Raw genomic sequence first — 16469 nt, forward strand, 5'->3', positions numbered from 1 at the left:
TACTCAAATTTAATATAGTGGATGTAGCGGTTAAACCCACTGTTAATCCGGGCTCCCGCACGCATTCACACAATGAAGTTATACGTTACCCGATAAATACAAACCTACGCATGTTTTATGCTACCACACTGTTTTTTTCCGCTCTCCTGTATTCGGTCGGAAGCATATTAAATTTATCTTTAAATGAACGGGAAAAGTAATGAGGTGTGGCAAAACCAGCTTCATAAGCTATTTGTGAAACAGTGAGATCACTTTTCACAAGAAGTATTGCTGCCCGGTCCAGCTTGTATGACCTGATAAACTCAACGGGGGGAAGCCCGGTAAGCTCAAATATTTTCGTGTAAAGCGCTCCCCGGCTCATCGCCAAATGCTGGCTCAAATCTACAACTGAAAATTTAGGATTGTTTAAATTATTATCTATGTAGTTTATCACTTTACTTAAAAATTTTTCTTTGCTCGACTCGACTTCCATGCCAGTATGGACAACTTTTAATTGCTTTGTATAGGTGTTCTTAAGCGAAGTGTTGAGTTGTAATAAGTTTTTGATTTTCACATTTAAAATCTCGAAATTAAAGGGTTTTGTCAGATAATCGTTTGCGCCCGATTCCAGCCCTCTTAGCTGCTCATCTTCGCCAGTGCGGGCTGTAAGCATTATAAATGGAATGTGGTTTGTACGTTTATCAGCCTTAATTTTTCTACTCAGTGCGATACCGTTCATATACGGCATGGTTATATCGCTAATGATCAGGTCGGGATGGCACGAGAGCGCTTTATCCCACCCTTCTTCACCATTTGATGCCTCAATAATTTTATATTGGGTTTTTAAATGATCCTTAATGTAATAACGGAACTCATCATTGTCTTCCACAATTAGAAGTCGCGGCACTTCCGTAATAGGCAGGTTATTATTCATTTTTGAACGGATATCTTTTTCATCAACAATCGTCTTAACCGGCGAACAGGCGTTTGCAGAACTCACCGCAAAAATCTCTAGTGGAAGTAACACGCTGAAAACCGAACCTTTCCCAATTTCACTTTCAACAGATATGCCGCCATCGTGCATTTCAACAAACTCTTTGGTGATTGAAAGACCGATTCCGCTTCCCGGGTTTATGTTGCCTATACTGGTACCCCCAACCTGATAAAATCGTTTAAATATTAACTGTTTCGTGTCCGGGTCGATACCGATGCCGTTATCTCTTATCTTAAATTCCAAAACGGTTTTATCAGGCTGTGATGTTGGATGTTGTGCGACATCGACAGAAACAGTTCCACCGGGCAATGTAAATTTAAAGGCATTGGAAATAAGATTAAATAAAATGCGCTCTACCTTGTCATGATCAAAACGTACGAATAACTTTTCGTGCGGGGGATTAAATAAAAGCGCAATGCCACGAGTTTCGGACAAATCATGAAATGAATCTACAACGTCGCTTATGAACGAAATTATCTCACCTTCGCCCAGGCTAAGCTTTAATTCATGTTCTTCTAATTTTCGGAAATCTAAAAGTTGGTTTACCAAATTCAACAGCCGCCGGGCATTCCGTCGTATCACTGCTAACTGTCCGGTGGTTTGATCGTCTTTATGCTCTGCTAATAGTTTATCAGCGGGAGCCATGATGAGCGAAATGGGTGTGCGGAATTCATGACTCAGGTTAGTAAGAAACTTAATTTTCAACAGGTCGAGTTCATGCACCCTTTCTGCTTCCCTTCTTTCCTGCTCAATGGCAAGCTTGGCTTTCAATTTATTAATACCTCTATGACGGATCAGCAACAGAGCGCCTGTTGCTATTAACGTATAGAGCAGGTAGGCGTACCAGGTCATCCATATCGGCGGATGAATTATGATTCGGATTTGTGCGCCGGTATTGTTCCACATCCCATCGTTGTTGCAAGCGCGTACCATAAACAGGTATTCGCCAGGATCTAAATTGGTATAATAGGCTGTTGTAGCCGATCCTACATAATTCCAATTTTTATTAAACGACTTTAGGAAATAGGCGTATTTGTTTTGCTGGGGAAGTGTAAAATTGATCGCAGAATAACTGATTGAAAAATTTTGCTTATAATCTAGATCAATTTGTTTTGCTACCGAAATGTCTTGTTTAAGAGGTGAATGGTCGCCTGCCAGTACAACGCTATTGTCTACTTTAAGGGCGGTGAAAAAAACGGGCGGAACGTTAATGTTGCGGTTTACTTCTTGTTGGGGATCAATATAATTAAAACCCTCTGCTCCACCAAAGAAAAGCAGGCCCTTACTTGTCCGGATACCCGATCCATCTATAAATGCGTCGTTCTGCAGGCCATTATAACCGGAATATCTGGTAAATTTTTTTAACGCCGTATTAAATTTGCATATTCCTTTACCGGTGCTGACCCAAATGTTGCCGCTTTGATCTTCCAGCAATTTGTGCACCACTGCATCTGGCAGATCTTCTGGCGCCGAGTAGCTAACTAAGTGTTTACTGCTGGAATCAAAGCGAAATAACCCATCTCCGGCAGTACCAATCCACATGTTGCCGTTGTGGTCTTCCAAAAGTGAAAAAGCACGATCAATTGACAGTCCGGTATTCTTATTATTGTACGCCTGAAACTTTTGGTTGGTTCGGTTTAGCACGGCAATTCCACTACCATACGTTCCAATCCAGATGTTCCCTTCATGATCTTCTTCGATAGCCCTGATGTAACCGTTCACCGGCAATTGCCGTTCATCGGCAGAAACAGGGTTCGGTACGTATTTTAGGAAAGTCTTACTATTAGGATCAAATACATTTACACCGCCGCCATTTGTTCCAATCCAAATTTTCCCCTTGCTGTCTTCTTTAAAACAAAAAATTTCGTTATTGTTAATTTGTGCAATACCTTTTCCAGTAGTTAATTGCTGGTATAGACCTGTTTTTGTGTTGTAAATAAATACCCCGTCCTGGAAAGTACCAATCCAAAGTTGTTGATTACGATCAAGTATCATACTCAAGATTGGAAGACCCGCCGAATTATTCTTTTCTTTAGCTTTGATAGCAATATGGCTGAACAAACCGGTCTTTGTATGGAAAAGGTTCACCCCGCCTCCGTCGGTACCAACAAATATATCCCCATCTTTATTCTCGGCGAACGAGGAAACAAATGGAGAATTTAGCCCGGCAGGGTCGTAGGCGTTATTTTGTCTTGAGTTAAATAAGGTAAGGTTTTTGTCGTACTTATCCACGCCTCCCTGATAAGTACCGATCCAATAAATGCCCTGGGGGTCATTATAAATACAACGGATAGACTTACTGCTTAAACTGAATTTATCCCGGTCATCGTGGTTATAGCGCTTTGTTTTTCCCGAAACCGTATTTACAATATTCAATCCACCCTCCGCGCCTACCCAAATGTCGCTACCGCTTGCGGCAATACTATAAATAAGGTTGCCGCTCAGTGTACTGTCGTCGGCGGCGTTATACTTAAAACTCCGGAAGGTCTTTAAATCGGGCGATAGGCAGCTAAGCCCATCATTTGTGCCTATCCATAACTTGTGTTGGCATTCGGCTATAGCATTGATACCGTCATTAGGAATGCTTGTGGGATTGTTGTTTTCATGCCGGAAAGAGATAAAACTATTTGAAACCTCGTTATAGAGGTACAACCCCCTCCCGGTTCCAATCCACATGCGCTGCTGACTATCCCGGAAAATAGATAATATGACACCCGAATGAAGCTGTCCGGGTTTGTTTTCGTCGGGCTTGAAAAATATCTCACTTTTGGTTTTAGGGTCAAGAATACACAAGCCTCCCAGCGTCCCAATCCAAAGCCGGCCGTTTTTATCGCTGTACATTGCCTTAATATAACTTTCCGTATCTTCTTTGTATTTGGAAAGTTGTTTGTATGGTTGAAATTTATCGTACGAACGGTCAAAAAAATACAGTCCGCCACCCATCGTACCCACCCAAAGCTTCCCTCCGGCGTCTTCATACATACATGTAACTTCCTTGGAGCGGTAGCCAGATTTGTCTGCCGGGTCAAAGCGGTAAGCCTTATGTTCCATACCATCAAATCTGTCAAGACCGTCCGCAGTTGCGAACCATAAAAATCCGCAATGGTCCTTCATAATGGCATTAACTGTATTCGAGAGCAAACCGTCGTGAGAAGTCAATACGGTAAATCGTATAGATTGCCCTAAGCATGGCAAGGTGATGCTAAGTAACGCTGTTAATGTTATCAAAAACGTCCGTGTAACTGTGGCTCGTTCAATTTTTGGTGGGAAATTATGCATAATAATGGTATTACATTTTCTAAAAATCGCACAGTCAATCCCTTTTTATTGGAAAAGATCTATACCGATCATTAAGGTTTCGAGAACAAGGGTTTATAAAAGGTACTACCCCCCGGCTATAGGTTTAGTGGAAGGGAACAAGGTAAATTTAAACTATATATTCCATTTCAGCAATCGATTGCAGAAAAAAAATATTAGTGTATTAGGCCCGATATTTTGCGCAATGCTGATCGGCTCACCGATGTTGACTTTTTGAGATTTATGGCTTGTTCGAGCGATATATGCAACCTAAATGAGCACATTTCAACCAAAGTGTTGATTTAATCAACATTTGTGGCACATCAAGTTCTATTTTCAAAATACTTTTGATCGAAAATTGATTGAACAATCGTTGACCGTTTGTTCTCCTTTTGAGTCAGCTCCTAAATAGTATAACAAAAACCCCAATTTAGTTACGACATGAGTATAAAAAAATTAATGTTATTGTATGTAATGGTTGCTTTGCTGCCTTTTTTGGCAAACAGTCAAAACCGGAAGCTTTCAAAAAAAACGACTGGAAAAGGGGCATTTGCCTTCGGCGTTTATCCTGATCTTTTTCATGACGCGGGATATAGCAATGCAGATATCGACAGTAAGTTAGCAAAGGCTTATCACGATGTGTTTGAAGGCCCGAACAAGGTATATTTTGAAGTAGGCGATTCCATGGCCTACGTGTCAGACGTAAAAAATCACGATGCCAGGACAGAAGGCCTTTCATACGGGATGATGATTGCTGTGCAGCTTAACAAAAAAGATGTTTTTGATCGTATATGGCGATGGTCAAAAAAATATCTTCAACACCAGGACGGGCCGAGGGAAGGATATTTTGCCTGGAGCATAAATCCCCAAACAATGAAGCGTAACTCGGAGGGTTCCGCGTCCGACGGGGAGTTATATTTTGTGACCGATTTGCTTTTTGCATCAAACAGGTGGGGGAATAATACAGGCATTAACTACTATGGCGAGGCCAGGAGGATACTGGATGCCATGTGGAAGAAAGACGGTGCAGGCAATATCCATCCTTTAATAAACATGGAAGCAAAGCAAATTTCCTTTGTACCCGAGGGTAAAGGGTATGAATGGACTGACCCTTCCTATCATTTGCCTGCATTTTACGAGGTATGGGCGCTTTACGCGAAAGATGGCCACGAACAATTTTACCGGGATTGTGCAGATACAGCCAGAATGTTTTTACACCGGGCTTGCGACCCCGTAACCGGCCTTAATCCGGATAACACTTATTTCACCGGCAAGCCATTTGGATGGGGGCGGATGCAACCTGCTTTTCGATTCGATTCCTGGCGGGTTCCGATGAATATAGCGATGGATTATGTTTGGTTCGGCAAGGATAAAACCTGGCAGCAAGCATACGCGAAACGTATTCAAAATTTTTTGCGCTCAAAAGGTATCAACGATTTCGACGATCAGTTTAACACCGATGGCACCACGCCTGAATTTGTCTTACCGGCAGGCGGTGTAAAAAAACTGCGGCATTCCCTGGGATTAGTGGCTACCTCTGCCGCAGCCTCTCTCATGATCACCGACAATACAAAATTCGATTTCCTGCGCCCGCTTTGGAACGCGAAGCTGGAACCTTATTCAGATAATTATTTCGATCCGTATTATGATGGCTTATTATACGTATTCAGCCTAATGCATCTCAGCGGCAAATACCAGTTGATAAAACCGCAAACCAATTGAAATTCTATTAAACGACAAACACTATAACGATGAACATATCTCAACAAACCAGGCTGTTGCTTTTTGCGGCATCTACTCTTGTTTTTTTTAGCGTAACAACTTACGCTCAAGGCATAGTTACTCAGGCGAGGGTAGGTTTTGATGAATTTCGTGCTGAGATTCCGCACGGAAAAATAGATACGATCACTTATGAATCAAAGACTGTGGGCAATACCCGCCGCGCCCTTATATACACTCCGCCAGGATATTCTAAAAGTAAAAAATACCCGGTGCTGTATCTGTTGCATGGCATTGGTGGTGATGAAAAGGAATGGTATAACGGTGGCAGCCCTCAGGTGATATTGGACAACCTGTATGCACAGGATAAAATTGTCCCCATGATAGTAGTGTTGCCTAACGGCAGGGCTATAAAGGACGACCGGGCGACAGGAAATGTAATGGCCCCCGAAAAAGTACAAGGTTTTGCCGCTTTTGAAAAAGATCTGTTGAACGACCTGATACCATTTATTGCCCGTAAATACCATGTTTATACTGATAAGGATCACAGGGCAATTGCCGGCCTCTCAATGGGGGGCGGGCAATCATTAAATTTTGGTTTGGGAAATCTTAACGTATTTTCATGGGTGGGCAGTTTTTCTGCAGCCCCCAACACCAAAAAGCCTGAGGAATTGTTTCCCAACCCCGATGCAGCAAAAAGTAAGCTAAAATTACTTTGGATATCATGCGGCTCAAGTGACGGGTTAATTACCTTCAGCAAACGCACCCACGACTACCTGGTAGAGAAAAGTGTGCCGCATATATATTATATCGAGCCGGGTGTCCACAACTTTAAGGTATGGAAGAATGGTTTGTATATGTTTTCACAATTGATTTTTAAGCCGGTAGATGTTTCCACGTTCCCTCAATACGCATATAACGAGATAGGAGTACCAGCACCCACCAATATTCCGGGCGTAAAATACCCGCAGATATTTCCAGACAACACCGTGTTTTTTCGTGTAAAGGCACCAGATGCAAAAAGTGTTCAAATTGACCTGTTAAAAAAATATCCGATGACCAAAGATACGGGCGGCTATTGGACGGTAACTACAGATCCGATTGTATTAGGGTTCCATTATTATTCGTTAATAGTTGACGGTGTTGCTGTTGTTGACCCGGCTACCCAAACTTTTTACGGCATGGGAAGAATGGCAAGCGGGATTGATATTCCAGATCCGGACGGTGATTATTATACCATAAAGGATGTTCCTCACGGTGAAATACGTTCGGTAAACTACTACTCAAACATAACAAAGGCATGGAGGCGGGCAAACGTATACACGCCTCCCGGTTATGATATACAAACCGACAAAAGATACCCGGTACTTTACTTACAACATGGTTCGGGCGAAGACGAAACCGGATGGCCAACACAAGGCAAAATGAATTTTATATTGGATAACCTGATTGCCGCTAAACAGGCAACCCCGATGATAGTCGTGATGGACAGGGGGTACGCCACCGATCCAACGCAACCCCCAGCTACCAATACCCGTGGCATGAGCATGGCGGGCAATGTTTTTCCGGATGTGCTCGTGAAGGAAATTATTCCGATGGCGGATGCAAAATTCAGGACAATTGCCGACCGCGATCACCGCGCTATGGCAGGGCTTTCGATGGGAGGATTCCAAACTTTCCAAACTACCATGACCAACCTCGACAAATTTGCTTATGTAGGAGGTTTTAGCGGTGCAGGTTTTATGCAGCCAGGCACCGATATAACCAAAATGTATAACGGTGTATTTGCCGATGCAAATGCTTTTAACGAAAAGGTCAAAGTGCTTTATTTAAGCGTAGGTACTGCCGAGCCGGAAAGAATGCAAACTATGGTAAAGGGATTTCACGAGGCACTTGAAAAGGCTGGCATTAAACAGATATTTTACGAATCGCCAGGTACCGCACACGAGTGGCAATCATGGAGGCGATCTTTAAACCAGTTTGCAAGCCTGATATTCAAGAATTAAAATTACCTGCAAAATGAAACTTAAAATCATAGCTGCGGCTTGCCTTATTTTGTTGGCCTTGAGAGGCTTTTCGCAGGACAAGAAGTTTTACATATTTATTTGCTTTGGGCAATCGAACATGGAGGGCAATGCAAGGATACAGGCACAGGACTCGATTGGTATTGACAGCAGGTTTCAGGTACTGCAAGCTGTTGACTGCGGGGACAAAGGCTGGCTTAAAGACAATTGGCACACGGCCATACCGCCATTGGCACGTTGCACAACTGGCCTAACCCCGGCCGATTATTTTGGCAGGACGCTGGTAGCCAACCTGCCGGAAAAAATACGGATTGGCATCATTAACGTTTCCGTTGCCGGCGCCAAAATAGAGATTTTTGAAAAAGATAGCTATCAATCATACCTGGCAACAGCTCCTGGATGGATGAAGAACATAGTTGCCGAATATGGAGGTAATCCGTATGACAGATTAGTAGCACTTGCCAAATTAGCGCAAAAGTCGGGTGTGATTAAGGGGATATTGTTACACCAGGGTGAATCCAACACCAACGATACGCTATGGACCAAAAAAGTAAAAGGCGTTTACGATAATTTGATGAAGGATTTAAAGCTAAAGCCCAAAAAGGTGCCTTTACTTGCAGGAGAAGTGGTAAATGCCGATCAAAACGGTATTTGCGCAAGCATGAATAAAATTATAACCACGCTGCCCCAAACTGTTCCTAACTCATATGTTATTTCTTCGGCAGGCTGCGTTTGCTCCCCCGATCACCTGCATTTTACAGCCGGGGGATGCAGGTTGTTGGGAACGCGATATGGCGAGACAATGCTCTCGTTATTAGGTTATAAGGTCAAAGAAAATCAATAAGCAAATAAACCATTAACAAATATGGAATTTTCTACTACAGTAAAAAAAGCAAGTCGGGGTATGCTGGCTCTTGCAATTTCACTTATGGTTTTATCATTTGTTCGGTGTGCTTTCAAACATCCGGTAACATCATCTGCTACGGCGGGTATCAATCCCGATAAAGGTTTAAAGAATTATTATAAAAACTACTTTCCAATTGGTGTTGCAGTTAGTTCGGCTTCCCTGCACGGCCCTGATTCTGCATTAATTGTGAAAGAGTTTAACAGCGTAACGCCAGAGAATGATATGAAGATGGGGCCGATACACCCATCCGAAAACGTTTATAACTGGAAAAATGCCGATGCTATTGTTGATTTTGCTGTGAGCCATCATATTAGGATCCGTGGCCATAATTTATGCTGGCATAACCAAGAAGCTGCATGGATGTTTAAGGGGCCGAATGGTGAACCGGTAACTAAAGAGTTGCTTTTGCAGCGTTTAAAAGACCATATTTTTGCTGTAGCGGGAAGATATAAAGACAAAATTTACGCTTGGGATGTGGTTAATGAGGCGGTTGACGATAGCGACGATACCACACAGGTTTATCGCAAAAGCAATTGGTACAAGATATGCAATGGCCCCGATTTTATAGAGGCGGCCTTTAAATTTGCGCACGAAGCTGACCCAAATGCGAAGTTATATTACAATGATTATAATAGCGAACACCCGGTAAAAAGAGAGAAAATATATAAATTGTTAAAAAAATTGATTGCCGACCACATCCCGATTGATGGCGTGGGCATGCAAGCGCATTGGAAATTGAATGATCCCTCGCCTGACGAATTACGTAAAGCTTTGGACGAGGTAACCTCATTGGGTTTAAAGGTACAATTCACAGAGCTGGATATTACCATACGCTTACCGCAGCCAAGGCCAGCGCCTGGAACAACGCCAGCACCTGCAGGGGCTACGCCAACTCCCGACCCGGGTTATACTCCCGAGGTGGAGGCCAAACAAATTGCACAATACAAAATGGCCTTCGATATTTTCAGGGAGTATAAGCAATTTATAACAAACGTTACATTCTGGAATGTGTCTGACCGCTCAAGCTGGCTTGACGGGAGAGGCGGAGGGCTTATGGGAGGGGCTGCAGCCGGCGCGAATACGCCCCGCGTGGTCAGAAAAGCCTACCCTCTATTATTTGATGAAAACAGGCAACGTAAAAATGCCTACTGGTCCGTTGTGAATTTTTAAGCGTTACAAACCCCCGATATATGAAAGGAGTATTTTACAAGAAGGTGAACATTTTTGTTGCGGCATTATTGATGTTTTCGTCCATACAGGCGCAACAAAAACATGCGGAAAGAAAGCCAACTGTAACCAACCAGGGGCGGTACAAACTATGGTATAACAAACCGGCAAAGAATTGGAACGAGGCCTTGCCAATTGGGAATGGCTTTATAGGCGCGATGGTATTTGGCAATGTACAGAACGAACGCATCCAGCTAAATGAATCAACGATATGGGGAGGTGGGCCGAATAACACCATCGATTCAAATGCAAGGCCTTACATCAGCCAGGTAAGGGCGTTGCTTGCCGGGAAAAAATATGCCGAAGCGCAAGAATTAGCCAACAACAAACTTGGGCCAAAAGGCAACAGTGGCATGCCGTACCAACTTGCCGGTAATTTATACATTAAGTTTCCCGGAGCAGATAGCGTTACTAACTATTATCGTGATTTGGATATAGCGAATGCTACTGCTGTTGTAAAATACACTTTAAACGGTGTTAACTATAAGCGGGAATATTTTACAGCTTTTGGCAACAATGTGTTAATGGTCAGGTTAACGGCCAATAAGCCCGGCATGATTAGTTGCAAGGTAAAACTTCAAAGCCCATTAAAATCTTCGGTTGGCGTAAACGGAAAAGAAACGCTGGTTTTATCGGGCCAGGGCAGCGATCACGAAGGCCAAAAAGGACAGATTAAATATACTGTGCTCACAAGAGTTAAAAACTTCCGGGGAACTTGTGTTACGGATACTTCGGGCATAACTATCGCAAATGCCGATACGGCGGTAATATATCTTTCGATAGCCACCAATTTTGTTAATTACCGTGATGTTTCGGCAAATTCAATGAACCGGGCCGAAGATATTCTGCATAAGGCATATCGGTATGATTTTAATGTTTTGATAAACAACCATATCAGATTTTATCGTTCATATTTCGATAGGGTGAAACTCAATCTGCATATTGATAGTTCAGCAAGCCACCCTACAGACATCCGCATTAAAAATTTCGCTAATAATAATGACACCCAGTTGGCAGAATTATATTTTCAATACGGGCGTTATCTGTTAATTTCTTCGTCTCAACCAGGCTCGCAACCAGCCAATTTACAAGGTATTTGGAATGGCGAGGTAAAAGGCCCCTGGGACAGCAAGTACACCATTAACATCAACACCGAAATGAATTATTGGCCGAGCGAAGTAACGCAGTTGCCAGAATTAAGCACGCCACTTTTTCAGATGATAAAGGATTTGTCGGTTACTGGCGCCCCAACTGCGAAAATAATGTATGGAACACGCGGGTGGATGCTGCATCATAACACCGACATCTGGCGCATAACAGGTATAGTAGATGGTGCCTTTTGGGGATTGTGGCCAACATCGAACGCATGGCTAAGCCAACATATTTGGGAACATTATTTGTATTCGGGCGATAAGACATTCCTGAAAGAATATTATCCAATTATGAAGGGGGCTGCTGAATATTACATTGATGCTCTACAAAAAGAACCCGAACATGGTTGGTTAGTGGTATCACCCTCGATATCGCCTGAACACGAATATATCGATGGCAAAAACCAGGTATCTGTAACTGCAGGAGCTACCATGGATAACCAATTAGTTTTTGGTTTGTTTACAGATGTGATCAGGGCCGCTGCAGAACTGCATGTGGATAAAGTTTTCGCAGACAGCCTGGCTGCTTACCGAAGCCAATTGCCTCCTATGCAAATTGGCAAACATGGCCAGTTACAAGAGTGGCTGGAAGATTTTGACCGCACCGACGATCATCATCGGCATGTTTCCCACCTATACGGCTTGTTTCCAGGTAACCAAATATCTCCTTTCACGCAACCACAACTTTTCGCCGCTGTAAAAAACTCACTTATTTATCGTGGTGATGTCTCAACCGGTTGGTCAATGGCATGGAAAATCAATTTATGGGCGCGGTTATTGGACGGTAACCATGCCCACAAGCTTATTAAAGATCAAATAAAACCTGTAACCGGAAATTCCGGTGGCACTTATCCCAATTTATTTGATGCCCATCCACCCTTTCAAATCGATGGTAATTTTGGCTGCACTTCAGGAATAGCAGAAATGCTCTTACAAAGTCACGACGGCGCAATTTACTTGCTGCCGGCATTGCCCGATGATTGGAAGGATGGCAGCGCCTCGGGGTTGATGGCCAGAGGGGGCTTTAAAATTGATATGAAGTGGGCCAACCACAAAATTATAAAGCTGGTTATACATTCCTCGCTTGGCGGGAACTGCCGGCTGCGTTTTAATCAGCAAATGAATAACAAATTGTTAGCGGTAGCAAATGGAAGTAACAAGAACCGTTTTTACCAGGTGATGGATTTAAAAACGCCGATAGTAAAACCCAGTAATGAAAGCATTACCCCCAGCCTCATTAAAACATGGGTTTACGATATGCCAACAACGCCTGGTAAAACTTATGTTATAGAAAAGCTGATAAATTAAAACAGCTGAAGAGCTAATCCCTTAGTTGATCGAAAATTAAACGTGCAGCGGCCGTAAACTTTTTATGCGACTGCTGCATGTTTGTTTTTAACCTGATTATTTGCCCGCGTTTGTATAAGTATTGATCATTTCTATCTTACCATTATCAAGGTGATGCAACTCAGTAACCTTAACATTCCTCAAATTTGTTTTGCCCGAGAGTTCAGTATCGTGATAGAATATATACCACTTATTATTAAACTTAATAATAGAGTGATGCGTTGTCCACCCTTGCACGGGTTGCATAAAGTGACCGGCGTAAACAAAAGGCCCCATAGGGCTCGTGCCGATAGCATAAGCCAGAAAATGCGTATCGCCGGTAGAGTAGGTTAGGTAATATTTCCCCTTATATTTATGCATCCATGAACCTTCAAAAAAACGGCGGTCATGGTCGCTACCCAACAACTCATGCCCGGCGCTATCAACTATGAGGGCATTGTGTATTTTTCCATCAAATTCCATCATGCTTTTATCAAGCTTAGCTACGCGGCAACTTATGGCGGCTGCCTTGTCGTTATGAAGATCAGTTTTTGAACCGTTGGCTTCGTATTTTCCTGTCTGCCAGCGTTGAAGCTGACCGCCCCAAATACCTCCAAAATACATATAGGCGCTTCCGTCATCATCAACAAATACAGCAGGATCAATACTGTAACTACCCTTGATAGGATATGGATTCGCTTTAAATGGCCCTTCAGGTTTATTAGATGTTGCGCATCCTATTTGAAAAACGCCTTCTTTATTTTTTGCCGGAAAATACAGGAAGTAGGTGCCATTTTTGAAGGCAGCATCAGGCGCCCATAACTGTTTGCCAACCCATGGAATGTTGTTAATATCGAGCGCAACGCCGTGGTCGGTAACTTTTCCACCAATGCGATCAAGCGACAATATGTGATAATCACGCATTGCAAAATGATCGCCATTATCATTTTCGGGTACGCCTGCGTCAATATCATGGGATGGATAAATGTAAATTTTCCCATTGAACACGTGTGCGGATGGATCGGCTGTATAAATGGTTTTAATTAAGGGTTGATTAAGGAACTTAATTTTGTTGGTGTTTTTCTGCGCACTCAAGGAATTGAACACGAGTGTCGACGCCAGGGTCAAAATCGCGATCTTTGAAATAGTTTTCTTCATTATTTGGTTTATTTAGTATTGATTGACATCCTTAGGTCTTTGAAGTTTTACCTGTTGGCGAAGATAAGCCGGATTAATATCTCTGCTATACACGTTTGTGTATAGATATAACTCATATGTTCAATTGCTTTGTTCATATGTTATATTAATATACACAAATGTTGTGTTTTAAGATTTCGGGCTCATTTAAATTTGCTTAGTTAAGCATCTGCATCCAATTTTAAACCAGTTATCATGTTGTTGAGATATAGAATATTTACGATGTTATTTATAACAGGTATTTACGGTTTGGTGATCTCCTGCAAACCACATTCCCCAGCTAACATGGCCGAACTGTTGCAGCATCTTAAAAAACGAAATTATAACCCGAAAAATGTCTTTAGTTCTGATGCCCGGCTGGCGTCCAGTGATTCCACATTAAAGGCAGATTCGCCAAACTACGACGTTCAATTACTATCAAAAAAGGCATTGTTTGAATTGCAGGAAGGCCATGAACAACAGGCTGTTGATATATACGAGAAAATTTCAAAGATCCCTCATTACATGAGCCCTGTAGACATAGCGACTGACCAGGCCATCGCCTACATGCGTTTAGGGGAACGTGCTAATTGCATGTTCAATCATAATGGTTCATCTTGCATATTCCCAATCCGGGGAGCGGGTGTACATCAAGTGCAAACAGGATCGCGGCAGGCAATTGAAAAGCTGGAGAATATTTTGAAGAACAACTCCCACGATGTCCAATCCCGATGGTTGTTAAACATTGCTTATATGACATTAGGGCGTTATCCGGCGGAAGTCCCTACTCAATATCTTATCCCCAATTTAAATGCTGACGATGGGCCGTATAAAGTGAAGGCGTTCACAGACGTAGCAGCAAGCGTTGGCATTAATTTGAACAGCAGGGCCGGTGGCTCCATCGTCGATGACTTTGACAGTGACGGCTATTTAGACATCATTACATCAGGGATGGATCTACAGGATCACATGCATTATTTTCATAATAACGGAGACGGCACTTTCAGCGACCGAACCGCTCAAAGTGGCCTGCAAGATGTGGTGGGAGGATTGAATATTGAGCAAACCGATTATAACAACGATGGACACCCTGATATTTTTATAATGCGTGGAGGCTGGCTTAGGGATGGTTTTGGCAACCAGCCAAGTTCATTACTTAAAAACAATGGCAACGGTACGTTTACCGATGTAACCTTTGCGGCCGGTTTGAAGTTTATGCACCCTACACAAACTGCCGTGTGGGCCGATTTTAACAACGATGGCTGGCTTGATGTTTTTATCGGGATGGAAAGCCAATACGGAACAGGCCCTGACAATAATCATCCATCTGCACTTTATATCAATAACCATGATGGAACCTTTACCGAAATGAGCCAAAACGCACATTGCCAGATCAACGATTTTGTGAAAGGCGTAACAGCGGCAGATTATAACAACGATGGTTGGCCCGACATTTTTGTCTCGACGATGAGCGGGAGGAAATATTTACTAAAAAACAAGTGCAAAGGCGGCAAAAATGTAGAATTTGAAGATGTTACCGGCAAAGCTGGCATCAACATAAAGCAAAACACATTTACTACCTGGTTTTTTGATTACGATAATGATGGATGGCCCGATATTTTGGTTAGTAGTTATAATTTTAGCAACACCCTGGGTTATTACGCTGCGTTAGAGGCGTTGGGTACTCCTGTACCCGATAATGGTAATATTTTTCTTTTTAGAAACAACCGCGACGGTACATTTACCAATGTAACCCATAACGTCGGGCTGGACAGGGTAGTGTTTAGCATGGGGGGCAATTTTGGTGATATCGATAATGACGGCTATCCTGATATTTATTTTGGAACCGGCAATCCGGATTTTGGGTCGCTTATCCCAAATAAGCTTTTCCGGAATATAGGAGGCAAAAACTTTGCTGATGTAACCAATTCGTCACGTACAGGCAATTTGCAGAAGGGGCATGGTGTATCGTTTGCCGATTTCAGAAATAATGGACTGCAGGATATCTTTATCGAAATGGGCGGGGCGTACATAGGCGATGCTTATCCGAGTGCATTATATCTAAACCCGGGCCAAAATAATAATAATTGGATAGGTCTAAAACTGGTGGGTACAAAGTCAAATAGGTCTGCCATCGGCTCACGAATCAAAATCACCTTTACAGAAAATGGCTTACAGAGAAGTGTGTTTAAGGATGTAAACTCTGGCGGAAGCTTTGGTTCGTCTCCGCTCAGACAAGAGATAGGGGTAGGAAAGGCCAATATCATCGATGATATCGAGATCCGATGGGCGGGGAGCGGAATGGTGCAGCATCTCAGTAAGATAAAGCCGGGGCAGTTCCTGGAAATAACGGAGGATGGCAAGGTAATGCCACTTAATTTGAAGACTCTAAAATTTAACACCAGGACGCCGGCGATGTCAATGCCGATGGCTGATATGACGGTAAAGAGGTAAGGATATATTTGAGCAAAGGGCCCTATGTATCCAGAAAAAAAACCGCTATTTGACCTATGCGCAAAAAATAGTTAACAAACCATCTATAAAATCTTACACCGGCTTACGCAACAGCAAAATCAAAATAGTCATGCAGTCCGGCATGACTATTTTGATCAGCACCGATAGAAGAACGCTTTTTTAGGACAGCTATTCAATAATTAAACTACTAAAGA

8 protein-coding genes are annotated in these 16469 nt (G+C 42.8%); 6 read left to right on the forward strand and 2 right to left on the reverse strand.

Going from position 1 to position 16469, the window contains the following annotated elements; all coding sequences use genetic code 11:
- Window positions 1–115: 115 nt before the first annotated feature.
- Window positions 116–4252 carry a hybrid sensor histidine kinase/response regulator transcription factor gene (locus BUE31_RS11285; RefSeq protein ID WP_083619715.1) on the reverse strand — a complete coding sequence of 1379 codons (4137 nt, stop codon included), beginning with the start codon at window positions 4250–4252 and terminating at the stop codon, window positions 116–118.
- Window positions 4253–4711: 459 nt separating this feature from the next.
- Here BUE31_RS11285 and BUE31_RS11295 point away from each other — a divergent pair, with 459 nt between their 5' ends.
- The 5 genes from BUE31_RS11295 to BUE31_RS11315 are packed head-to-tail and all read left to right on the forward strand — an operon-like array spanning window position 4712 to window position 12606.
- Window positions 4712–5992 (forward strand): glycosyl hydrolase family 8, encoded by a 1281-nt coding sequence (locus tag BUE31_RS11295; RefSeq protein WP_083619718.1) that lies wholly within the window; start codon window positions 4712–4714, stop codon window positions 5990–5992.
- A gap of 29 nt (window positions 5993–6021) precedes the next feature.
- Window positions 6022–7995, forward strand: coding sequence for an alpha/beta hydrolase-fold protein (locus tag BUE31_RS11300; RefSeq protein WP_073403484.1), 1974 nt, complete (start codon window positions 6022–6024; stop codon window positions 7993–7995).
- 13 nt (window positions 7996–8008) lie between these two features.
- Window positions 8009–8857: a sialate O-acetylesterase gene (locus BUE31_RS11305; RefSeq protein ID WP_073403485.1), complete on the forward strand. Its 849-nt coding sequence runs from the start codon at window positions 8009–8011 to the stop codon at window positions 8855–8857.
- Window positions 8858–8878: 21 nt separating this feature from the next.
- Window positions 8879–10090, forward strand: coding sequence for an endo-1,4-beta-xylanase (locus tag BUE31_RS11310; protein WP_234997793.1), 1212 nt, complete (start codon window positions 8879–8881; stop codon window positions 10088–10090).
- Between the two features lie 20 nt (window positions 10091–10110).
- Window positions 10111–12606, forward strand: coding sequence for a glycoside hydrolase family 95 protein (locus tag BUE31_RS11315; RefSeq protein ID WP_073403487.1), 2496 nt, complete (start codon window positions 10111–10113; stop codon window positions 12604–12606).
- A 96-nt stretch (window positions 12607–12702) separates the two neighbouring features.
- On the opposite strand, the gene BUE31_RS11320 is transcribed toward BUE31_RS11315, so the two are convergent.
- On the reverse strand, window positions 12703–13782 hold the full coding sequence (locus BUE31_RS11320) for a glycoside hydrolase family 43 protein (RefSeq protein ID WP_073403489.1): 1080 nt from the start codon (window positions 13780–13782) through the stop codon (window positions 12703–12705).
- Window positions 13783–14043: 261 nt separating this feature from the next.
- Here BUE31_RS11320 and BUE31_RS11325 point away from each other — a divergent pair, with 261 nt between their 5' ends.
- Window positions 14044–16254 (forward strand): CRTAC1 family protein, encoded by a 2211-nt coding sequence (locus BUE31_RS11325; RefSeq protein ID WP_159440662.1) that lies wholly within the window; start codon window positions 14044–14046, stop codon window positions 16252–16254.
- The last annotated feature ends 215 nt before the right edge of the window (window positions 16255–16469 follow it).

This window comes from Mucilaginibacter sp. OK098, assembly GCF_900142915.1.
In the GTDB taxonomy this organism is placed as follows: Bacteria; Bacteroidota; Bacteroidia; order Sphingobacteriales; family Sphingobacteriaceae; genus Mucilaginibacter.